Annotated in this window: 17 protein-coding genes; 6 read left to right on the forward strand and 11 right to left on the reverse strand. The window is 39.0% G+C overall.

Translation table 11 applies throughout. The features are described from left to right. Position 1: 1 nt before the first annotated feature. Positions 2-424 (reverse strand): MarR family winged helix-turn-helix transcriptional regulator, encoded by a 423-nt coding sequence (locus MLE13_RS03255; protein WP_240748029.1) that lies wholly within the window; start codon positions 422-424, stop codon positions 2-4. 110 nt (positions 425-534) lie between these two features. On the opposite strand from MLE13_RS03255, the gene MLE13_RS03260 reads away from it, so the two are divergent. Beyond that, entirely contained in the window at positions 535-1,521 is a 987-nt protein-coding gene (locus MLE13_RS03260) for a YhdH/YhfP family quinone oxidoreductase (protein WP_240748030.1), read from the forward strand. A 159-nt stretch (positions 1,522-1,680) separates the two neighbouring features. On the opposite strand, the gene MLE13_RS03265 is transcribed toward MLE13_RS03260, so the two are convergent. The 3 genes from MLE13_RS03265 to MLE13_RS03275 all read right to left on the reverse strand — a co-directional run bounded on the left by MLE13_RS03265 (position 1,681) and on the right by MLE13_RS03275 (position 5,561). Further along, a complete protein-coding gene (locus MLE13_RS03265) occupies positions 1,681-2,127 on the reverse strand; it encodes a methionine sulfoxide reductase (protein WP_240748031.1) in 447 nt (148 codons plus the stop codon). Positions 2,128-2,227: 100 nt separating this feature from the next. Further along, complete coding sequence (locus MLE13_RS03270) at positions 2,228-5,125, reverse strand: DUF3427 domain-containing protein (RefSeq protein ID WP_240748032.1); 2,898 nt, start codon at positions 5,123-5,125, stop codon at positions 2,228-2,230. Positions 5,126-5,156: 31 nt separating this feature from the next. Next, positions 5,157-5,561 carry a (deoxy)nucleoside triphosphate pyrophosphohydrolase gene (locus tag MLE13_RS03275; protein ID WP_240748033.1) on the reverse strand — a complete coding sequence of 135 codons (405 nt, stop codon included), beginning with the start codon at positions 5,559-5,561 and terminating at the stop codon, positions 5,157-5,159. Positions 5,562-5,784: 223 nt separating this feature from the next. On the opposite strand from MLE13_RS03275, the gene MLE13_RS03280 reads away from it, so the two are divergent. From MLE13_RS03280 to MLE13_RS03290, 3 genes are all read left to right on the forward strand, one after another. Next, positions 5,785-6,576 carry a putative hydro-lyase gene (locus tag MLE13_RS03280; protein WP_240748034.1) on the forward strand — a complete coding sequence of 264 codons (792 nt, stop codon included), beginning with the start codon at positions 5,785-5,787 and terminating at the stop codon, positions 6,574-6,576. Between the two features lie 361 nt (positions 6,577-6,937). Then, the gene (locus MLE13_RS03285) at positions 6,938-9,280 is read left to right on the forward strand and encodes a putative bifunctional diguanylate cyclase/phosphodiesterase (RefSeq protein WP_240748035.1); all 2,343 of its coding nucleotides are present in this window, start codon (positions 6,938-6,940) and stop codon (positions 9,278-9,280) included. Between the two features lie 256 nt (positions 9,281-9,536). Continuing rightward, the gene (locus tag MLE13_RS03290; RefSeq protein WP_240748036.1) at positions 9,537-11,927 is read left to right on the forward strand and encodes a putative bifunctional diguanylate cyclase/phosphodiesterase; all 2,391 of its coding nucleotides are present in this window, start codon (positions 9,537-9,539) and stop codon (positions 11,925-11,927) included. 84 nt (positions 11,928-12,011) lie between these two features. Here MLE13_RS03290 and MLE13_RS03295 read toward each other — a convergent pair whose 3' ends face one another. From MLE13_RS03295 to MLE13_RS03315, 5 genes are all read right to left on the reverse strand, one after another. Next, positions 12,012-12,605 carry an NADPH-dependent FMN reductase gene (locus tag MLE13_RS03295; protein WP_240748037.1) on the reverse strand — a complete coding sequence of 198 codons (594 nt, stop codon included), beginning with the start codon at positions 12,603-12,605 and terminating at the stop codon, positions 12,012-12,014. A gap of 2 nt (positions 12,606-12,607) precedes the next feature. Continuing rightward, a complete protein-coding gene (locus tag MLE13_RS03300; RefSeq protein WP_240748038.1) occupies positions 12,608-13,591 on the reverse strand; it encodes a ring-cleaving dioxygenase in 984 nt (327 codons plus the stop codon). A gap of 237 nt (positions 13,592-13,828) precedes the next feature. Next, positions 13,829-14,161, reverse strand: coding sequence for an ArsR/SmtB family transcription factor (locus MLE13_RS03305; RefSeq protein ID WP_240748039.1), 333 nt, complete (start codon positions 14,159-14,161; stop codon positions 13,829-13,831). Positions 14,162-14,189: 28 nt separating this feature from the next. After that, a complete protein-coding gene (locus MLE13_RS03310) occupies positions 14,190-15,935 on the reverse strand; it encodes a SulP family inorganic anion transporter (protein WP_240748040.1) in 1,746 nt (581 codons plus the stop codon). Positions 15,936-16,114: 179 nt separating this feature from the next. Beyond that, the gene (locus tag MLE13_RS03315; RefSeq protein ID WP_240748041.1) at positions 16,115-16,678 is read right to left on the reverse strand and encodes an NADPH-dependent FMN reductase; all 564 of its coding nucleotides are present in this window, start codon (positions 16,676-16,678) and stop codon (positions 16,115-16,117) included. A 321-nt stretch (positions 16,679-16,999) separates the two neighbouring features. Between MLE13_RS03315 and MLE13_RS03320 the strand changes: the two genes are divergently transcribed. Next, positions 17,000-19,036 carry a PAS domain S-box protein gene (locus MLE13_RS03320; RefSeq protein ID WP_240748042.1) on the forward strand — a complete coding sequence of 679 codons (2,037 nt, stop codon included), beginning with the start codon at positions 17,000-17,002 and terminating at the stop codon, positions 19,034-19,036. Between the two features lie 106 nt (positions 19,037-19,142). On the opposite strand, the gene bglA is transcribed toward MLE13_RS03320, so the two are convergent. Together bglA and MLE13_RS03330 are read right to left on the reverse strand one after the other, a co-directional pair. After that, positions 19,143-20,582, reverse strand: a complete 1,440-nt coding sequence (bglA, locus tag MLE13_RS03325; protein ID WP_240748043.1) for a 6-phospho-beta-glucosidase BglA — start codon at positions 20,580-20,582, stop codon at positions 19,143-19,145. A gap of 13 nt (positions 20,583-20,595) precedes the next feature. After that, on the reverse strand, positions 20,596-22,491 hold the full coding sequence (locus MLE13_RS03330) for a beta-glucoside-specific PTS transporter subunit IIABC (RefSeq protein WP_240748044.1): 1,896 nt from the start codon (positions 22,489-22,491) through the stop codon (positions 20,596-20,598). 168 nt (positions 22,492-22,659) lie between these two features. Between MLE13_RS03330 and MLE13_RS03335 the strand changes: the two genes are divergently transcribed. Further along, a complete protein-coding gene (locus MLE13_RS03335) occupies positions 22,660-23,361 on the forward strand; it encodes a GntR family transcriptional regulator (RefSeq protein ID WP_240748045.1) in 702 nt (233 codons plus the stop codon). The last annotated feature ends 70 nt before the right edge of the window (positions 23,362-23,431 follow it).

The following is a 23,431-nucleotide window of genomic DNA, read 5'->3' on the forward strand; positions in this document are numbered from 1 at the left end:
CTCAGTTAAAATCTGATTGAATAATCGTACCCAATAATTTCTTTAATGTTTGTTGGTCACTGTCCGACAAGTCTTGAAGAACCGTTTGGTTTAATCTCTCTGTTGTTGCTTCTACATCTTTTTGAATGGCTATTGCTTTTGGCGTCGGAACAACTAAAATATTGCGCCGATTTTCAGGATCAATCGAACGTTCGATAAATCCAGCTTTTTGCATCTTATCCAAAATTCCAGAAACCGTTGAAGCTTCTAAATGCATCATTCCACCAATTTGCTTTGGAGACAGTTCGCCTTCGCTCCATAAACAATTCAGTACACCGTATTGGGCTGGCGTTAAATTATGCTCTTCTAGAAGAACACTAAAGTATTTGAACACCTTATTTTGACTAACACTTAATAAGTAGTTGATACATTGTGTGATATCCATAAAATCTCCTCCATATTGACATTTTCTATCTTAACATGTTAGGTTTTGTATGAAAATAGTTTTGTCACAGAACTATTTTGTCGTAAAACATACTGAAAGGGGCAATTACTTTGAATTCATTTAATGCCGTTCGCGTTAAGGAACAAGAAGACCAAATTATTTATGGGGTAGAAGAGATCAATATCGATCAACTTTCTGAAGGCGATGTGTTGATCAAAGTCGCTTATTCCTCGATTAACTACAAAGACATGCTTGCTGTACAGAAAAATACAGGGGTCATCCGAGATTACCCAATGACTCCTGGAATCGATTTGAGCGGTACGGTGGTTTCTTCAACAGACGCTCGTTTTACCGAAGGACAAGAAGTAATCGTTACAGGATTTGCGATGGGCATGAGTCATACAGGTGGATTTTCGGAATACGCACGCGTGCCTGCAGAATGGATTGTCCCGTTACCTAAAAACTTAAGCTTAAAAGACGCAATGGTTTTCGGAACAGCTGGATTTACAGCTGCTCTTTCTATTCATGCATTAGAGCAAAACGGCATGGACCTTGCGAAAGACCCTGAAATTTTAGTAACCGGCTCAACAGGTGGCGTAGGCAGTATCGCATTACAGATTTTATCTAAAATGGGCTTTAAAAACATTTCCGCTTTAGTGCGAAAAGAACATCAAGAAGAAGTTGCAAAATCACTCGGCGCAACAAATGTCGTTTTTGCAGATGATTTAGGTGAATTGAAAAAGCCATTAAATAAAACACGGTTTGATTATGTATTAGATACGGTTGGTGGAGACGTTGCTTCCGTCTTGATCCCGCAAATTTCATACGATGGCAGCATGAGCATGTGTGGCAACGCCGGCGGTCTACAAATCACGACGACGGTCTTGCCGTTTATCTTACGTGGCGTAAACTTACTCGGCATCGACTCTGTTAACGTACCCATCGAAAACCGAGGTCCGATTTGGGGCAAAATGGCCAACGATTGGAACATTACGCAAACTACATTAGTAAATGAAATTGCACTGAGCGAACTAACTGACACCATTGATGCCATCAAAAACGGGCAGCATTTGGGTAGAACGATTGTGAAGTTGTAAGATTTCCCAGGATTAAACGTAAAGCAATAGATAGGCTGTCGAGAAACTTTTAATAAGTCATGGTTTTCCGAAGCTTACCGTTTGCGTTAGCGAATCGGATAACTTTTCAAAACCTAAAAAGCGGAAAAGCTCAAATGAGCTTTTCCGCTTTTTTTCACTTTATTTATTATTAGCTGCTTTCCAATCATGCGAACCCCTTACCCAGCCACCAATTACCGCACCCATTGCCATCATTGGCGAATCAAACTCGGTGTCTTCCATTAATAAAAGTTGGTGTTGAAATGGCACAAGTAATTTATCGAGCACTAAGTTCTCGCGCAACTTTATATACTTTTTTGGACATTTTGGCGAAGTGGATGCCGCAAATTTGGCACCTCGTTGAACAATGAATTTATCTCCTCGGTAAAACCCTGTCGCATCCGCTCCACGCTTTGACGTGATAAAAAACAATTCAGGCGTTTCTTCAAATGGTTCGTGCAAATGCAACATGCCCGATTCAAACGGATCGATAATTTGTTCCTTACCTGTTTCGTTATCCAACTCCAAAAATTGATAAAGTTCGCCTTCTTGTGGGTGTTGGATTTTCTTTACATAGTATTCTTTCATTGCTTCTTCCTCCTCTAAAGTAAGTTTCAATTCCTTACAATAGAAATAGAGAAAGCGTTAAAAAACGGATACATGTTTATTAAAACGGGATACCCTCAAATCATTCCTCACTCGCAATATAATGATATAACTTGCTGTTTACGGCGTTTTGCAAAGCTAAATGCATATGAACGACCGGAATTTCCTTTGAGCTTTTATCTTTCATTAATGCTTGCTCGATGTTTTCTTTATCTGGCAATGCTTGACCTAAATAATAAAAATCTCCACCTTCATCGTCATCTTTTTTGATGAACAAGTGAAGGTCAATATTGTTTTCAGCGGCATCGATGATCGTTTTTACTTCTGCGGATGCTAATGTGCGATTACTTCTTGTTGACCATTTGAAAATTTCAGGACTGACAAAGCCTTCTGTGTAAGCAACACTCGATTCGACCTCATCAGCTTTATGATACGTAACGAAAATCGGACACGACCCATGCTTTGTTTTGTATCCGTAAATGGTCGAACTTTCATCACTTACCCAATTTAATAACCGGCAAGCATCTTTACGTGTGTACTTTTTATAAAGCGTTAATGGTCGGTTGCATTCATAGGCTTTGCTTAACTCTTTAGCACTCACAATCAAGTCCGTAAACATCGCTTTAAAGCTCGAATTCTCTTTCAAACTTGTTTGAATAGCTTCATTAAAATGAATGTCAGTTTCTCCAAACACCACAAGCGGTTTATCTCCATACTTTTTCCGAGGACCTTGATTGAAAAAACGTAGATCTAGAACTCGTTGCACAGAAGCCAAAGTTGCAGCGTCCACAGAACAGTTGTGAGATTTCACATACTCGATATATGATTCCATCGTGGTTTTTTCTTTATCCATTAATAACTCTAGCAACAAAATTTCATGCAGTCGTTTACCATTTAAAATTTCTAGCGAAAGCATTGTCAAAACCTGTTCTTCATAGACCGTTACAAGCGGATCCACTTCTTTCAGCTTCAGTAAAAACTGATGATACGTTGTGTATTTTTGAACAATCACTAATGGATCAATTGAATTATGATAGATAAAATCTTGGAGTTGCGGAATATGACCAATTCTATTTTTTAATTCGATATACGCTTCACGAAGAATTTTCATATCACTCAAATTGCTTTTTTTAATCGCTGAAAACACACGATTTTTTGCGATTTCTTCAAAGTTCACAGTAGAAATCCCTTTAATATAACTCGTATCTTTCATGCGGCGACGAATATTGTCTTTGTTTTGCGAGCGTTCTCCCGACAAGGCAACTGGAATCAGGTAGTTATTTTTATAATTCCCAATAAAATCAATAATCGTCACAAATTCTTTAGAGCCATGCTTACGCAACCCACGTCCAAGTTGTTGAATAAAAATAATGCTCGACTGCGTTTGTCTTAACATAACGACTTGGTTAACACTTGGAATATCAATTCCTTCGTTGAAAATATCGACCGTTAAAATATAATCCAGTACACCATTTTCCAATCGATCGACTTGTAACACTCGCTCTTCTTGCGAATCTTGACCGGTTAATGCGACTGTCTTTAATCCACGCCGATTCAATTCTTCGGAAAGCTTGATTGCTTCATCTTTTCGACTGCAAAACATCAATCCTCTTACTTTTTCACCCGAGTGACCGTAATAATGAATTTTCTGCATGATATGGTCGACACGTTCTGTTGTGATGAGCTTTGAAAAAGCCGTTGCTTCATCAATGACGCCTTCTTCATACTCCACATCGGTTACTCCGAAATAATGAAACGGACAAAGCATATCTTCTTCTAACGCTTCTTGCAAACGAATCTCATACGCTACGTTATAGTCGAACAGCTCATATATATTAAAATCATCCGTTCGCTCCGGTGTTGCCGTCATGCCCATTAAAAACTGTGGTTGAAAATGCTCGATCACTTTTTGATAGGATTTCGCCCCTGCTTTATGTACTTCATCAATTAAAATATAATCAAAAGCTTGTGGATCTAATTGCTTGAGCGTTTCTTCCTTGGAGATTGTTTGGATCGTCGCAAACAAATAACGCGCATGGGTTTCTCTTAAATTCCCCGAAAGAATCCCAAAATCACTTTCGATGCCACCCAGTATTCGAATAAAGTCAGATTTAGCTTTTTGAAGAATTTGTTCACGGTGCACGATAAACAACATTCGTTTTGGCGCAAAACTCCGCACATCAAAGGCCGATAAGTAGGTTTTCCCAGTACCAGTTGCTGAAATCACTAAGCCTTTATCATTCCCTGATTCTCGCACTGACTGTATTTCTCGAAGAGCTGCTATTTGCATTTTATTCGGTTCAATAGTAACTGCTTCTTCTAGTGGATTTACCTTGTCTGTATAAATTTCCGGAAACTCTGCTATATTTTTTAACTCTTTGCGATATTCTATTGGCACATACGACTGTTCATAAGTCTCAATCCATTGTTCGGATAACGATTGTGCATTGTCCCAAACTTCTTCGAACTGACGATAGAAATGAGAAACCAATTCGCCGTTTTCATGCGAACTTAATTTAACATTCCATTCATAATTCACTTTTAACGCTTGCGCCGTTAAATTAGAGCTGCCGACGATTAAGGTTTGATGGGTGTCATGCGAAAAAATATAACCCTTAGAATGAAACCCTTTCATGCTTGATAATCGGACTTCTATATTATTGATTTTCATGAGCTCTTTAAAAACTTTCGGCTGGTTAAAATTTAAAAAAGTCGAAGTTAAAATTCGGCCTTTAATTCCTTTTCGTTCAAGGTCTGATAAGTGAGTTTTTAACGTGGCCAACCCACTTTCAGTCACAAAAGCAACAGAAAAGAGAAACGATTGGCAGCCATCTAACTCCTCAGTAATCGAGTTCAGCACCGTTTCGTTCGTTTTTGTATTATTGATCAGCAAAGTCGGTTTGAAACGTTCACCGCTCGGTTTAGCTTGATCGATAAAACCTTTGTATAGTGATTCCTCTAAATTCTGAAGAAAGTTCATCTCTATCCCTCGTTTCTCTCATCTAACTCTATTATTGCTGAGCTTGATACGTCTTTTTTAACTTCTCGATTGCCGGAATATCAGCAGGCGCCCATTCTAATTTTTCTAAGTCATGTGCTGCTAACCATTCAATCGCAATGTGTTCTGTTAACACAGGAGTTCCTCTAACTAAACGACAATAAAAAGTCGTCAAATGGACAATGCCAAAGTCATATTCGTAAATGGTATGCTCGACTTGCTCACCGATCTCTACGTGACAATGCATTTCTTCTTGAATCTCTCTTTGCAATGCCGATTGCGGTGTTTCTGTTTCTTCTATTTTGCCGCCAGGAAATTCCCATAGACCAGGCAAGCTTCTTTCCATTCCACGTTGCGCACATAAAATTTTGTTACCGTCTGTGATTACTGCTCCTACTACGTGTATGTTTTTTTTCATTTTTGTTCACCTTGCTTCTTTAGAATTTAATTTTTATCCTATGTTACTTTATTGAACTTTTCAATGATCTATATATTAACATGAAATTCTTACCAATTATCTTTCGATTTCGTGCACAATGCTGAATTTGATGAAGAATGATAAAATGTCACTATATTTAAAAAATTACTATTACCAGAAGACGAATCCATAAAACTCATTTTTTCAGATGGGAGAAGATTGCATGCTCAACTTACAAAATTCCACACCAGAAGAAATCCGACAGAAAATTCGAGAAGGCAAGTTGAAAAGTCCAACTTCAGGAATGGCAAATGGTTTTCTGCAAGCTAACCTTGTCGTTCTTCCGAGAGACATGGCATTTGATTTTCTGCTGTTTTGCCAACGAAACCCCAAATCTTGTCCGTTAATAGATGTTACGGAAGCCGGGTCATATACGCCTGTCCAATCTGCACCTACGGCCGATCTCAGAAGTGACATTCCTCTTTATCATGTTTACCGTGACGGCAAACTGACTGAAACACTCAGTGATATAACGGAACATTGGAACGATGAAATGGTAGCATTTCTTATTGGGTGCAGCTTTACATTCGAAGAAGCATTAGTCAGAAATGGCATCTCCATGCGCCATAACGACGAAGGGGTAAATGTGCCGATGTACAAAACATCGATTCCAACTGTCAAAGCCGGAATATTTGAAGGTCCTACTGTCGTCAGTATGCGCCCTGTTGCCGAACAAGACATTGTGCGTGCTGTCCAAGTGACTAGCCGGTTCCCGACCGTTCACGGGGCGCCGCTCCATATTGGCCATCCTGAAACGATCGGCATTACCGATTTGGACCAACCTGATTACGGAGACCGTGTGACGATAAAAAAAGGGGAAGTTCCGGTATTTTGGGCATGTGGCGTAACGCCGCAAGCAATCGCCACACATATTAAGCCACCCTTTATGATTACTCACGCTCCTGGTCATATGTTTATCACCGATATTAAGACAGAAACAGTTGGGGTTATGTAAGTTCGTGTTTTTTTCTAGTAGCGAAATTTAAACTCACCCACTATTATAAAAAGGTCGTCTTTTCTCGGGAGCTCCCTGGAAAAAAGACGACCTTTTTCTATTCCTTAATAAGTTTCAATTGAAAAATAATAGGTAATTAGACTTTATAACATATAGTCAATAGTAATTCTTATTTTACTTTTAAATTACATTATCTGTATCTTTTTGTTTCTTTATTCTAAAAATCTCTTTATACTAAAAGATATACCAGTTAAATTCATTAAATTGAAAATTTTTGTAATTATCCTATTTCCTAAAAGAGGTGAAGCTTATCACTTTTTCTAAAACTAAAAATGTTTTCTTATTCTATATTGTCTTTTACATGCTTGTTTATTATTCTTGGACTGTTTTTGGTGGTTCTAGTATTCACCATGAATTGGGACTTAACCTGCTTTCCTTGTCAGCTCCTTTAGTTGCTGCCATAACAATCTTCATGATTTCTTTGAATCCGAAAAGCCGAGATCGAAGTTTTTGGTTATTGATTTCTTTGGGGTGTTTTAGCTATGCCATTGCGGAAATCATTTGGCTCTATAACTACAGTATTGCTCACATTCCTGTCATTTCCCCAGAGTGGTCTGATGTGTTTTACTTTCTTCAAATTTCTTTCTATATCGCTGCTTTTATATATCAACTGTGGCAGAAAAAAGAAACAGCTTACCAGATTAAGTTCTTTTGTGATGTAGCCATTATCGTTACCGTCTTTACAGCACTCAGCTGGCATTTTCTTGTTCAACCTTTGTTTACACTAGATGAGTTAACGCCTTTATTGCTTATTATCTCGGTTGGTTATCCAGTGGGCGATTTGCTCTTACTTTTTGGAGCGATTAGCTTTTATCTCGGTTCTGCCCATTTTTTCTCCAGCCGTGTGCTTACTTTAATCATTACGAGTTTATTGCTCCAAGTATTTGCGGATACCGCTTACCTTTTCTCAATCGCTGAGACTAGTTATGTCGAGAACAACTTGTATAACCCATTATGGTCACTGGCTTTACTGCTAATGGCGGTAGCTGCCTTGCAGTCACTCAAGCCTTTAGATAAACCACTTCCCACTGTTCTACCTGAACCACCTAACGAACGAGTTACATTTCAAATGTTGCTTCCTTATTCCACTATCATTTTATTATTTATCGTTATTGCGATTGAACAAAACAAGGACATACAAGGATTAATCGCCGGAGCTAGCCTTTCGGTCAGTTTTATCATTGCTAGACAAATTTTCACGTTGTTGGACAATCAAAAGTTACTGTTCAACTATGACCACCTGACTTCCGTACTTGAGCATAAAATTGAAAACAGAACAGCAGAGGTGACGAACAAAAACCAACAATTAGAAAAAGTGATTCAGAAAATGGAGGAATTGGCCTATTACGATGTATTAAGTGGTTTGCCCAACAGAAGGCTGTTTTTGGAAAAGCTAGAAGACTCTATACGAGACGCGAAACAATACTCAGAAAAAGTAGCGGTAGTGTTTATCGACTTGGACCGTTTTAAAAACGTTAACGATTCTTTCGGACATGAATTTGGCGATTTGTTGCTACAAGGATTTTCTGAAAAAATAAAAGAAAATCTACGCTCAGACGATGTCATTTCTCGACAAGGCGGAGATGAATTCACAATTATTCTCAATAATATTTATGATGAACACGATATTTCGCCGCTCATTCAACGGCTGCAAACGGCTTTAGCAAAACCCATGATCATCAATGGACAAGAATTGCATATCTCGATGAGCATCGGCATCGCCGTTTATCCAAAAGATGGGGAGACAACAGGCGAGTTACTAAAACACGCTGACAGTGCGATGTACAGTGCCAAAGCAAAAGGCAAAAACAATTTCCAATTTTTCTCAGAAGATATGGCTTTGATCGCTTCTCGAAAAATCGCACTTGAAAATGAAATGCGTCGTGCCATCACTAATAAAGAATTTATGCTTTATTACCAGCCACAAATTCAAGTTGAAACAGGTGACATCATTGGTATGGAGGCTTTAATACGTTGGCAAATTGGCGATGGAGACATTGTATCTCCTGGAGAATTTATCCCGTTAGCAGAAGAAACTCGGTTAATCCTTCCGATTGGCGAATGGGTTCTTTATACCGCATGTGAACAGGCTAAAAAATGGCATGATGCGGGACATTCTCACTTAAAAATCGCTGTTAATCTATCGCCTCTTCAGTTTTTACATGACGATTTAATGGATGTTGTGAAATTCACACTCCGTAAAACTGGGTTCCCTCCCTCTTCGTTAGAGTTAGAAATAACAGAAGGTGTGGCTGTGGATGATGCAGAAATCGCGATGGCGCGAATGCGCGAATTGAGAGAGATTGGCGTACGAATTGCCATTGATGATTTTGGGACAGGGTATTCTTCACTCAACTATTTGAAACAATTCCCGCTTAATAATTTGAAAATTGCTCAGCCTTTTGTTCAAGACATGGCAAACAATCCTTACGACAAAGCACTTGTGGAGGCAATGGTATTCATCGCTCACAACTTAAATATGTCGGTCATTGCTGAAGGTGTAGAAACAGAAGAGCAGTTAGCATTACTCAAAGATCTTGGTTGCGATGAAATCCAGGGTTATCTCTACAGCAAACCGTTATCTGCCGAACAATTTACAGAATTAATCGTTCATGGCATGGTTTCCACGAAATTGGTTACTTAATACTCTATAAACATCATCCCAAAACCGGAATCTGTGCATAACAGATTCCGGTTTTTACTGTTTCTTACGGGTCAACTGAAGTAATATTATGCTCTTTCACTGATAAAGATTGATATTTATCAAAAATTTGTAATTATATGGAAAATATCTATTTCTTTATTTTTAAAAAATCTTTATACTAAAGAGAAAACATCTTTAAAAACCAATCTTCCTATACTTGCAAGTTTTCTATTCCTAAAATGAGGTGCCATACATTATGTTTTCTATCACTAAAAACCGCTTCTCTATTTTCATATTACTTTACATATCTATTTACTACTCTTGGATTTTATTCAGTAGTACTAGCGATAGTGTTTACAAAGTGGGCCATCAATTTCTTTCATGGTTAGCACCTATTGTTGCCTTTGCCATCCTATTTTATGTCTACCGAAAAACGATTGGCAGAAACCGCATATTTTGGTTGCTACTTTCGCTCGGGAGTTTGAGTTATATTATCGCTGAAAGCATTTCAGTTGTTAGTTATAATTTTTTCCATATTGTTATCGGCTATCCTGGAGCGCCTGATTTCTTTTACTTTCTTCAAATCTTTTTCTATTTAGCAGCTTTTGTGTACCAGCTAAAACAAAGAACCGAAATTTCTTACCACATAAAATTTCTTTTTGATATCACGATTATTATTACTGTCTCTACCGTGCTTAGCTGGCATTTTCTTATTCAACATTTGCTCCCAGGAAACGCGGCATCTCCCATGCTTATTGCCGTATCACTTGGGTATCCGCTCGGAGATTTGTTGTTATTGTTTGGTGCAATTAGTCTTTATATCGGCTTTACCCATACGCTACCGTACCGAGTAGCTGCTTTAATCATCACTGGGTTGATCTTTCAAGTTTTTGCAGATACGGCTCATCTCTATTCAACATTTTCTGCTACTTACAGTTCAGGCAATTTATATGACCCTTTGTGGGCTATTAGCTTACTACTAGTAGCACTTTCGGGGTTGCACGCTTTAGAACCATCAGAGAGACGCAGTTCAAAACTAGCTCTAGCACCCACCGAAGAACACATATCCATACGCATCCTGCTACCTTATTTTAGTTTGATGATTTTATTCATTGCGATGACCCTTGAACAAAAAGAAGACATGACAAGCTTGATCATTGGAGCGGGGATATCCGCATTCCTCATTCTGACTAGACAAATCTTTACGATAGTAGACAATCGACGATTATTATCCAGCTACAATCAGCTGACTTCGGTTCTTGAACATAAAATTGAACAACGAACAATAGAAGTCACTTCTAGTAACAATCAGTTAAAAGAAACCGTCCAACAAATGAAGCATATGGCTTACCACGATGTGTTAAGTGGACTGCCAAACAGAAGATTGTTTCTTGAAAAACTAGAAGCTTCTATAGTAGAAGCAAAACACAAGTCGCACAAACTTGCAGTCGTGTTTATCGACTTAGATCGCTTTAAAAACATTAACGACACGTTTGGCCACGAATTTGGAGATATACTCCTCCAAGCTTTTTCACAACGAATCCTAGATAACTTGCGTTCGATCGATACGCTATCTCGCCAAGGCGGCGATGAATTTACGCTCATCTTGAATAAAATTAAAGAAAAAAAGGATATTGCACCCATTATCCATAAGCTTCAAAAAGCACTCGAAAAACCTTTAATCATCAAAGGCCAAGAGCTCTATATCTCAATGAGTATTGGCATTTCAGTTTATCCAAAAGATGGCGATACTACTGACGAATTGCTGAAACATGCTGATAATGCCATGTACAGCGCAAAAGAAAAAGGGCGAAACAATTATCAATTTTTCTCTGAAGATATGGCCTTTGTCGCTGCTCGAAAAACAGCACTTGAAGGCGATTTAAACCGCGCCGTTATCAATAAAGAATTCACTTTGCACTACCAACCGCAAATCCTGGCCAAAACAGGTGAAATTATTGGCATGGAAGCCCTGATCCGTTGGCAAAAAAATGATGGCAGCATCGTTTCGCCGGGAGAATTTATTCCTTTAGCAGAGGAAACTCGGTTAATCCTGCCGATAGGTGAATGGGTTCTTTATACAGCGTGTCAACAAGCTAAAAAATGGCATGATGATGGAAATTCTCATTTAAAGCTAGCAGTCAACTTATCTTCTTTACAATTTATGCACGATGATTTAATAACAACCATCCAAAAAGTTCTGAAGACGACAGGATTTAAAGCATCATCTTTAGAATTAGAAATTACAGAAAGCGTCGTACTAGACGATGCTGAAAAAGCCATAGCCCGGATGCGAACATTACGAGAAATTGGTGTTCAAATTGCGATAGACGATTTCGGCACCGGCTATTCATCGCTAAGCTACTTGAAGCGCTTCCCACTCAACAACTTGAAAATCGCCCAACCTTTTGTTCAAGACATGGCGACAAACCCACGGGACAAGTCACTAGTCGAAGCTATGATTTTCATCGCTCATAGTTTAGATATGTCCGTTATTGCAGAAGGTGTGGAAACAGAAGAACAGCTAGCCTTGTTACAAAATCTAGGTTGTGACGAAATCCAAGGCTTCCTTTTCAGCAAACCATTGCCTACTACTCGCTTCACAAAACTTCTGGAGAGCGGAATCACTTCGATGAAAGTCATTTAATGCATTTCTAAAAATTAGTAAACTAAAACAAGGCAAGATGCTGTCAGACAGCGTCTTGCCTTGTTTATTTGTAGTAAAGATAGCTTATCGAATTGTTTTCAATGCCGTTGACCATGGAATCACTTGGTCTAACATTTGGTTAACAGAATCTGCTTGAACGGGCGCTGCTTTTAGTTCTGAGCCGTTTTCAAAATCTGTGAATAGCGACAATGCCGGATGCACACGTACGTCTGCGACAGACAATTCACCTAAAATGCCACGTAAATGTTCGGCTGCCCGTGCCCCGCCAACAGATCCGTAGGAAACGATTCCGGCTGCTTTGTTGTTCCATTCTGCACGCAAGTAATCGAGTGCATTTTTCAGTGAACCGGTGATTGAGTGGTTGTATTCTTGTGTGATAAAGACAAAGCCGTCTTGTTTCGCAATGGCTTCCGACCACGCTGCAGCACCCGATGCATCCGTATCCGCTTCACCAAGCAATGGCAATTTGTAGTCGGCGATGTCGATTACTGTATAGTTCGCGTCTCCGCGTTTGTCTGCTAATTGTTTTACCCAGTTTCCTACTTGCGGGCTTAAGCGCCCTTCACGTGTTGATCCTAAGATGATGCCGATATTTAAGTTTGTCATTGTTGTTTCCTCCTCTAGTTTCGTTCCAAATAATTTACTGAATAAGCTCATGTTTACAGATACTCCTTTTCAAATGTACGTGTACTACGAACGGTATCGATTGGGCGAACCAATTTTTCAATTCGCTCGCGTTCGCCTTCTAAAAATGGCGGTAGTGATAATTTTTCGCCAACTGTTTCGTATGGCTCGTCTCCCATAAATCCAGGACCGTCTGTTGCCCATTCGAACAATATTCCTGGTGCCACACGTGCATATAACGATTCAAAGAAGAAACGATCGACATAGCCTGAAGTATGGAAACCTTGGTTTTGCATGTGGTTGATCCATTCTTCTAAAACGTTTCGATCTGCCACGCGGAATGCGGCGTGGTGAACCGTTCCAAAGCCTTGTCGACCTTGTGGCAATAATTTGTTATGCTCCACGATCACTTGTGCTCCGTTGCCACCTTCACCGATATCGAACAAGTAGAACGAACCTTCTTTGGCGATTTGACGCATCAACATCGCTTTTTCCAACACTTCTTTAAACGCTTCAAAGTCGGCGATGTGGATATGAATAGGACCCAGTCCTGTAATCGCGAATTCAAGTGGTACTGGACCGTTTTGCCACGGTGTACCTGACGCAACGCCTTTGTTTGTTTCATCAGAAATTAGCATGTATTGTTGATCGTCAAAGTCAACGAACGAAATGTTTTTCTTGCCGAATACTTCTTGAATGCCTTTGTGGGCTACGTTGTATTGATTAAAACGTTTGATCCAGTAATCAAGTGCTGCATCTGTTGGCACGCGGAACGCGGTTTTGTAAATTTCGTTCGTGCCGTGCGATCCTTTCTGGATGTTCGGGAAGTCAAAGAACGTCATATCCGTTCCAGCCGATCCTTTATCATCTGCGAAAAATAAGTGATAGGTTTGGATATCGTCTTGGTTGACCGTTTTCTTCACTAAACGCATTCCTAATACATGCGTGAAAAATTCATAGTTTTTTTCAGCAGAGCTGGTAATCGCGGTTACGTGGTGTATTCCTTTTAATTCGTTCATGAGTCATTCTCCTTTGATGTTTAATTTTATCTCGAATTCGAGATATATGATTAAAAAAATTTAATTGCTAATTTGCTTATTGTGATATTTACCTTGAAACTATTTATCTTTAATTCAAAGTAATAATATCATGTGAAGTATTAAGTGTCAACAAGTTGGATTAGATACTAGACAAATAAAAGAGAACAGGAAAATTCCTCTGTTCTCTCGCATCCATCATTCATCCCGAATATCCCTCTATTTTTCATCCTCATTCAGTCGATTGAGTATCGTAATGGTTTCCGACAATTGGTTATTAAAAATTTTCTTGGCTACTTCTAATAAATCGATAATCATCGGATCACGTAAAGAGTAAATGACGCGGTTTCCTTCTTTACTGCCTGTAACAATGTTTTTTGACCTCAACACGGTTAATTGTTGCGATACTGCTGAGCCTTCGCTTTCGGCAAGTTGCTGGATTTCGTTTACGCTTTTATTACCATCTGCCAAAATTTCTAAAATGCGAATGCGAAGTGGATGGGCTAAAGCTTTGAAAAATTCGGCTTTAAATTGCTGCATAGCCATATTCAAAATGATTTTCTTCCTTTCTATCACGGTTTTAAGTTTCTTCGTTTTTTTTATAATCTAGACCTGCTGAAAGAGCCGTACATTCCTTAAAGGCAAAATGCTGGCAATTTAAACATTTGTTTCGATCCAGTTGTTCTAGCGAAAAATCAATTGCTTCCCCAGTATGCTCAAAGAAATGCTCTTCTCCAGTATAGTCATACAAGCCCGTTTTTTTCATGATACTTAATGGATGTAGATTCATTCCTGAAAAAATAACAGTGCCATGTGTTGAAAAATCTTTTACGATACTCGATAAATACGCTTCACCCGTCGCATCCATAAAAGGCACTTTCCCCATTCTCAAAAGTAAGATATTCGGCTTGTAGTGAATGGTGCGCATAATGGATTGTTCGAAAGTTTGAGCAGATCCAAAAAATAATGGCCCTTCAATATTAAATATACTGATTTGTGGACAATCACGACTATTGGTTACACGGTGAGTCTCTACTCGTTTATTCTTATGCTCAGGATCTGGTAATGCTTTCGCAATGATCAATTGTTCACTCATTTGTTTCGCAAATAAAATAACCGCAGCAATTAATCCAACTTCGACTGCAACCGTCAAACTTACAAACACCGTTAATAAGAACGTCACCAACAACACAAGTGAGTCTGTCGTTTTTGTTTTTAATAGTAAGACGAATACACGACGCTCACTCATATTCCAAGCCACAATCATTAACACTGGTGCCATACTGGCCAATGGAATTGCCGAAGCATAAGGAGCGAATAAAACAAGAACTAATAACACTACAATTCCGTGAATAACTCCAGAGAAGGGAGATACGGCTCCATTTTTAATATTTGTTGCTGTTCTCGCAATCGCTCCTGTCGCAGGGATTCCCCCGAACAAAGGTGTTACCATGTTGGCGACTCCTTGTCCGATTAGCTCTCTATTACTATTATGTTTAGTGCCAGTCATGCCATCTGCAACAACCGCAGATAATAAGGATTCAATCCCGCCAAGCATCGCAATGACAAAAGCCGGACCAATCAGCAATTGAATTCGTTCAAAAGTGATTTCTGGAAAATGGAATTCTGGCAGTTTGTTTGAAATTTCACCAAAAGCTGAACCAATAGTCGTCACTTCACTCGGGAAAAAAATTATCGCAGCCACAGTTGAAACCAATAAACCAATTAACGGTCCTGGAACTTTTGGTAATATCTTCGGTGTTAGTATGACCGCGATCAAACAAATCACTGCCGTCAACACACTATAAATATTAATGGTATCCATGCGAAGAATGATCTCTTTTACATTCATTAAAAAAGATTCGTGTTTTTCCACATTGCTTAACCCCAAAAAGTTAGCTATTTGTCCAACAAAAATAAGGACGGCAATCCCTGCAGTAAAGCCAATCGTTACTGGTCGCGGAATATACTTAATCAACGAGCCCAGTTTGAAAATCCCCATGAGAAAGAGCATGATTCCTGCCAAAAATCCTGCCAATAATAAGCTCTCATACCCATAAGTTAGCACGATAGCAAACAAGATGGGTATAAATGCGCCAGTCGGACCGCCGATTTGAAATTTAGATCCTCCTAATAAGGAAATCAAAATCCCTGCAATAATGGTCGTATAAATTCCGTACTCTGGATTTACACCAGAAGCAATCGCAAAAGCCATACCCAGCGGAATCGCGATGATTCCGACAACTAATCCAGACAATACATCCTTCTTAAAACTTTGAACTGAATATCCTGCGTATCTACCCATGAAAATTGATTTCTTTTCCATACTAGGACCTTCTTTTTCTTATTATAGTATATCTGATTATTTGAATATATAATGATACAAACATACTCCTCTCAAAACAAATTGTCAAAGTCTCTAGTCATTGAAAACAAATAAAAAAACTGCTTCAATGTCATGTTCATGACAGTTTGAGGCAGTCTTTTATAAGATTCGGCTTATATTTATTTATTTCTTAAAGGTTCAAAAGCATTGGTCCACGCATTTACTTGATCCAGTAAAGTCGTCACTGATTTTTCATGAAAATCTGCAGGTTTGAATTCATGCATCTTAACAAAATCAGTAAACAACGACATCGCTACATGAGTTCTAACCGTAGCCACTTGCAGCTCGGCTAAAATAATACGTAAGGCTTCAGCTGCTCGTACTCCGCCCGATGAGCCATAACTGACGATTCCCGCGGCTTTATTATTCCACTCTGGATATAAATAATCGATCGCATTTTTTAACGCAGAGGTTACGCCATGGTTATATTCTGGGCAAATAAACACATAGCCATCTAACTCTTTAATTTTTTTAGCCCACGGAATCGCTTCAGGGGTTTGATAATCTTGACTGACCCCCGCTGGAATTGGCTCTGCGTACATCGGTAAATTGAATTCAGCTAAATCGACAATTTCGTATTCGGCATCTCCACGTTTGTCTGCAATTTCTTTAACCCATTGTGCAACCTGCAAGCTATTGCGTCCAGGTCTTGTACTTCCGGTAATAATACCGATTTTTGTCATGAATAATTCCCTCCTCAATTTGTGATCCCGTCTTAGCTTTTAAAACCCTCACTCCTCAATGCCTCTTCATCATAAGGGAAATAAATCCGGAGTTCAACAAATAAACAGACTATTAAAATAACTGATAACTCGAGTATTTGAGTTCATTTCATTAAATTATGTAATAAACAGTGATTTGTTAGAAAACTCTATCTTGTTTTTGCTTTATCCACTAAACTTATAAAAAGATGTTAAATAATAACTGATAAAATTAGGGTAAACAAACAATATAGAGTACACTGTCACTCTTACTATTTTTATACCGAAGGGAGGTCTATAGTTTTGAAAAACTTTATAGACAAATCACAACATCCTGTTCTAGCTTCAGTTGAATTTTTTGACATGATACAAGATCCTATTTTTTTAATAGCTGAAGATAATGAGACGTTCCGTTATGTTTACGCGAACCCAGCTGCTGTCAAAGTACTTTCTCTCCAAAAGACGGATATCGGCAAAAAATTAGAAGAAGTCTTATCTTCCGCACATATCCCTCTTCACTATTATCGTGAAGTCCAATCTTCAAAAATATCAATCGAAGTTACCGAAACCATTCAAACGGAAAATGGAGATATTCTTGGAGACATTGTGCTGAATCCAATCCTGTCTGATGAGGGTCACTGCTCGTATATTTTAGCTACTCTCAAAGAAATGACAGAGCTGAAAAAAATAGCTCGCCTCTTGCAAGAAAGTGAGCAACGCTACCAATCATTAGCTTCTAATCATCCTTATGGCATTTTTGTATTCGACGAAAATGGTCATTTAAAGAGTGGAAATATCGGAACCGAAACGATTACCGGATACTCTGCGGAGGAATTGCTGGAGACATCGTTTTTATCCATGATTGTCGAAAACGAAATCGATAAAATTAAACATCATTTTTACGAAACTTTACACAAAAATCGCCTGGAGCGTTATGAATTTGCATGTCGCCATAAAAATGACCAACTTCTCTATCTTCAAGCAACCAATATCCCAATACGCCTCGATGGAAAATTAGTGGGCATGCACGTCGTAGTGACTGATATCACGGAAATGACCTATGCGAAAAAAAGTTTAAATGAAACAAAGGAAAAGTTAGAAATCTTTTGGGAAAACTCCGCTGTTCCTATTTTTTATATTGATGCCAAAGGAGATATCGTAAAAGTAAATCCAGCATTTGAAGAAGTATTTGAATATACGGAAGAAGAAATGCTAAACAAGAAAGGCACTCTTATTCCCCCTGCGATGAAGCCTGATCAAATTGCCATATTGGATAGAATTCTTCAAGGAGAAACGATCAAATCACACGATACTGTCCGCATAACTAAGTCAGGTAAATTGCTGAATATCATTTCTTCCTACTCCCCCGTGCGCAATGAGAAAAAAGAAGTAATTGGTGCAACAATCATATCAAAAAATGTAACCAACCTTAAAAAGATGGAAAAAGAGCTTCAAAAAAGCCAAGAAAAATATCGACTCATTACAGAAAGTACCTTGGATATTATTACGTTGATTGACCTTTCTGGTCAGATTGAATATGTTTCCCCTGCAAGCGAGAAAATCCTAGGGTTTCCTGACAACGTTTATATCGGAAAACTCTTTACTCAAAACATCCATCCAGAAGACACCTTTACGTTAATAGACAACGTGACTGCTGTTATGAATGGGGGAAAACCAACTCCATTAGATGTTCGTTACTTGCACCGGGACGGTCATTATATTTGGATGGAGGTTTCACCTACTCCCGTCTATTCAAATGGAGAAATGACGCAATTGTTTACACTTGCGCGAGATGTGACAGAACGAAAAAGACTGCAAAACGACATTGCTAAAATGGCGTTTTATGACCATTTATCCGGCATACCAAACCGCCGCAGCTTTGATGACAAATTAGAAAAAGCGGTTCTTCAAGCCAATCGCACAAACAAAAAAATCGCTGTTTTAATGTTAGACGGCCGCAAGTTCAAAACAATTAACGATCAGTTTGGCCACGACGCGGGAGATGCCGTTATTAAAGAGATGGCTACCCGTCTACAAGCCTCTATCCGTTCCAGTGATACGGCAGCACGTTTAGGTGGGGATGAAATGGGGGTTATTTTACCTGAAATTGACTCTGTAGACGTCGCGGTTGCTACTGCTGAAAAGATCCTTAAGTCTTATGAAACTCCCGTTCTTTTTAACGGTCATGAAATTACAATGGGTGCCGGTATTGGTATTTCTTTATATCCTGATGATGCCGTTAATGAAAAACAACTGATCAAACATGCAGATTTAGCTTTATATGAAGCAAAAAAAGCGAACCGGGATGCGTATCACGTTTACGAAGAGGATCAGAGATAACGAGAGCTGTTCTTACTCTTTATAAAAAAAGAAAAAGCCTTTAATTTGTTTGCATCGCAAACAAATTAAAGGCTTTACCTATACCCAATTTACTTTTCTACTCTCTTTATAGTTGCTCGCCATTCGTGCGAATCACCTTTTTATACCAGTCAAACGAATCTTTTTTAAATCGTTTCATAGTGCCATTTCCTTCGTTATCACGATCGACGTAAATCATGCCGTAGCGTTTTTTCATTTCACCTGTCGTGAACGAAACGATATCTATGATTCCCCACGGTGTATAGCCCATCAAGTCAACGCCATCATATAGAACAGCTTTTTTTAACGCTTCGATATGGGATTTCAAATAGTCGATTCTTTGCGTGTCGTGAATGTCACCATCTTCTTCTACGGTATCAATTGCACCAAAGCCATTTTCAACGATAAATAATGGGATTTGGTAACGATCGTAAAGACGATTTAATGTATACCGTAAGCCTGTAGGGTCAATTGACCATCCCCAGTCACTAGATGAGATATATGGATTTTCTACGCCGTTTGGCAACCCCCCATTGACGACATTACCCGGATTTTCATTTTGCACATCACTCTTTACAGTAGTCGACATATAATAACTAAATCCTAAATAATCGACTTTGCCGTCTTTTAATATTTCATCATCGCCCGGTTCCATGTGGATATTGTAGCCTTCTCGTTCGAATTCTTTTAATACATAGTTTGGATAATAGCCACGTACGTGCACATCCGGGAAGAAATAGCGCTGTCTCATTTCTTCTTCTGACAGCATGACGTCTGCTGGATTTGAAGAATACGGATAAACTGGCACATGAGACACCATTGCGCCAATTTTAAAATCAGGGTTAATCGCTTTTCCTTTAGCTACAGCCAATGCACTTGCGATTAGTTCGTGATGTCCCGCTTGGTACATTACTTCTTTTGCATTCTCCCCGTCTTCGATGACTACACCTGAGTTTGTCCATAAAAATATCGGGTTATGGACATCCATTTTATTGTTGATCTCATTAAATGTCATCCAGTATTTTACTTTGTCTTGATATCGGGCAAAACAAACTTCCGCGAACTTCACAAAATAATCTACGACTTTCCGGCTTCTAAATCCACCATATTCTCTTGCTAAATGCAGCGGCATTTCAAAGTGAGAAAGCGTAATAACTGGCTCTATACCATGCTTCAACAATTCATCGAATAGATTGTCATAGAATATCAAACCTTCTTCGTTTGGCTCTGTTTCGTCGCCTTTCGGAAAAATTCGGCTCCATGCAATCGAAGTCCGTAAACACGTTAATCCCATTTCAGCAAACAAGGCGATATCTTCCTGGTATTTGCTGTAGAAATCAATCGCCTCATGGTTTGGATAAAATTTGTCTCTTTCAATCGTCGCTGTTATTTGTCTTGCGACCCCGTGCGACCCGGCCGTCATCACATCGACAACGCTAGGCCCTTTTCCACCTTGGTCCCATCCACCTTCAAATTGATGAGCGGCTAATGCGCCGCCCCATAAAAAATCTTTTGGTAATTTCTCCATTATATATCTCTCCTTATTTAACAACTGTTAGTAATTTGTCCCCTACGAGGCCATCTAAAATGTTTTCGATAATGACTTCTTTATACGATTGCGTATTGGTGATGATTAAAGGTGTTGTTATTTTAATGCCTTCGTTTTGGATAAACTCCCGATCAAACGTCATAAGCAAATCACCTTTTTTGATCCTCGCGCCGTCTTCTACATGCAATGTAAATGGCTTTCCTTTCAACATAACGGTATCTAACCCAACATGAACAAGCAGTTCTACACCTGAATTTGAACGCAAACCGATTGCATGTTTTGTCAGCGCAATCATCACCACAGTGCCATCGAACGGTGCATACAATTGGTTGTCTAATGGCTCTATTGCTACGCCATGCCCCATTGCGCCAGAACTAAACACTTCGTCCGAGACTTCTGAAAGAGGAATTATTTGTCCTCGAAGCGGCGCATGAATCGATTCTTCGTTAACGTTTATGGTTTCCACAGCCAAGTCGGGTTGTTCTTTCGTGGAATCTGTAAGACCTTCTTTTTCTACTACGTTCTCTCCATACCCAAAAATTTGGATCAAAACAATAGGGAGAATAATCGCAATCGCACAACCAATTAAGATTCCCCAAATTGACGAGGGTGATTCAGAACCGATTCCATTTACTATTGTTAAGGGTCCTGGCAAACCGGCAAAAGCAAAGTAATACGGATTAAAGAAACTTGCCGTTATCGCACCGACAGCCCCCGCAATACTCCCAAAGATGAACGGTTTCTTGAATTTCAATGTAATTCCATAAATGGCCGGTTCAGTAATGCCAAATAATCCCGTGACACCAGCTGAAACTCCCATTTTCTTCGTTTCTTGACTTTTTGTTTTAATAATAACGCCCAAGACAGCGCCAATTTGCGCAATTACGGCAATGGTTTGATATGCCTGGAAAGAATCACGCCCATACAAATCAAAATTAGCAATTACCATTGGTGTGACACCCCAATGAATACCAAAAATAACGAGGACTTGCCAGAATCCACCGATGACCGCCCCAGCGACAGCCGGTGCGTTTTCTGCTAAGAAGTTGTAGCCATTTGCAATTCCGTTGGCGCCTATCGTAGACAGAGGACCAATTAGTAGGATTGTCAGTGGAACCATAATGACTAAGCTTATAAATGGAACAAATAGAGGACGAATAACCTCGTGTATGCGCTTATTTAAAAACCGTTCCAAGTAAGACAAGATCCAAACTAAAAATAATGGTGGCAGTACAGAAGATGTGTAAACAGTCTGAGTTAACGCCATTCCTAGCAACGAAATGGTTTCTCCTTCTGCAATTCTGCCAGCCATCGCTGCCCAAGTCGGACTGACTAACGCTGCAATAGCAGCTACGGCAATATAAGGGTTTGACTTAAAATGATTAGAGGCAGTGATCGCGATGAAAATAGGCAGAAAAGTAAATGGTGCCCACGAAATAAAACTAAAAACTTCATAAGTCCCTGTTTCCGCAAAACTAGGAAACAATAAATTTAATAGAATCAATGTTCCTTGTAAAATACCGGCTGCTGCTAAAATATAAACAAATGGTGCAAAGACAGCTGACATCGTAGCAATGATGCGATTTAAAATAGTGCCTTTGTTATCGCTAACTGCTTCTGATGAATCTAGCTTTACCAAATTTGAAAATTCTTCAAACACTTCGCCAACATGCTGACCGATGACCACTTGAAATTGTCCGCTGTTTTCCACAACCGTAATAACACCCGTCATTTCCGACACCATTGCTTTAGCTTCTGGTTTGGAACGTTTTAAAACAATCCGTAGCCTGGTCGCACAGCGAGTAGCATTTACGATATTCTCTTCCCCACCCACAGCTTCGAGTATATCTTTTGCTAGTTTTGAATAATCTCTAATTTTTTCTCCCATTTGTTTCACCCCTTTATTTGAATACTCTATCATCTTAATTGTACCGGTACAATTAATCAAGTACCAAACAAAATTATTATTCGCTATTTATTAAATTAGATGAGCCAATACTTAGTTTATGGTATACTTCTGTTATCTTTTCAGACATTAAAGTAAAGAGGTATGCATATGTTAAAATATCAGCACATCGCAGACGAACTAGAAAATTATATAGAAGAGCATAAGTTGCAACAAGGCGATAAACTGCCAATCTTGCAAGATTTAATGACTCAGTTCGACGTGAGTAAAAGTACGGTTACAAAAGCTTTGGATTTACTTGAGAAAAAAGGCGTGGTCTTTCAAGTAAGAGGAAGTGGAATTTTTGTCAGAAGACATAAACGCCAAGGCTATATTAGCCTAACTTCAAACCAAGGGTTTAAAAAGAACTTGGAAGAGTTCCAAATCACTTCAGAAGTGATTACGCTGGATATACGAAAACCGACAAAAGAAGCAGCAGTAAACTTGAATATTAGTCTTGACGATGATATTTACTACGTAAAAAGAATTCGGTTTATCCACGGACAAACACTTTGTATTGAGGAATCCTATTTTAATAAATCCATTGTCACTTATTTGAACAAAGAAATTATTACTGAATCTATTTTCAACTACATTACTGAGGGATTAGGATTGAGCATTGGATTTGCCGATACTTACCTTCATGTCGACAAGCTGAATGTTGAAGAAGCGGAGTATTTAGGGTTAATAAAAGACGATCCTAAACTTGAAGTTGAATCTGTTTTCCACTTAACGAATGGCCAGCCGTTCGATTTTTCAAAACTAACTTATAACTACGTCCAATCCCAATTTTTTCTTCAAGCAGTTTTATAATCTGCAACAAACTCGCCCTCTTTTAAGAGAGCGAGTTTTTTCGTTCGTGCAGATTCACTGTATAATACAA

Origin of the sequence: Planococcus halocryophilus (genome assembly GCF_022489025.1) — a bacterium.
Lineage (GTDB): Bacteria > Bacillota > Bacilli > Bacillales_A > Planococcaceae > Planococcus > Planococcus halocryophilus_A.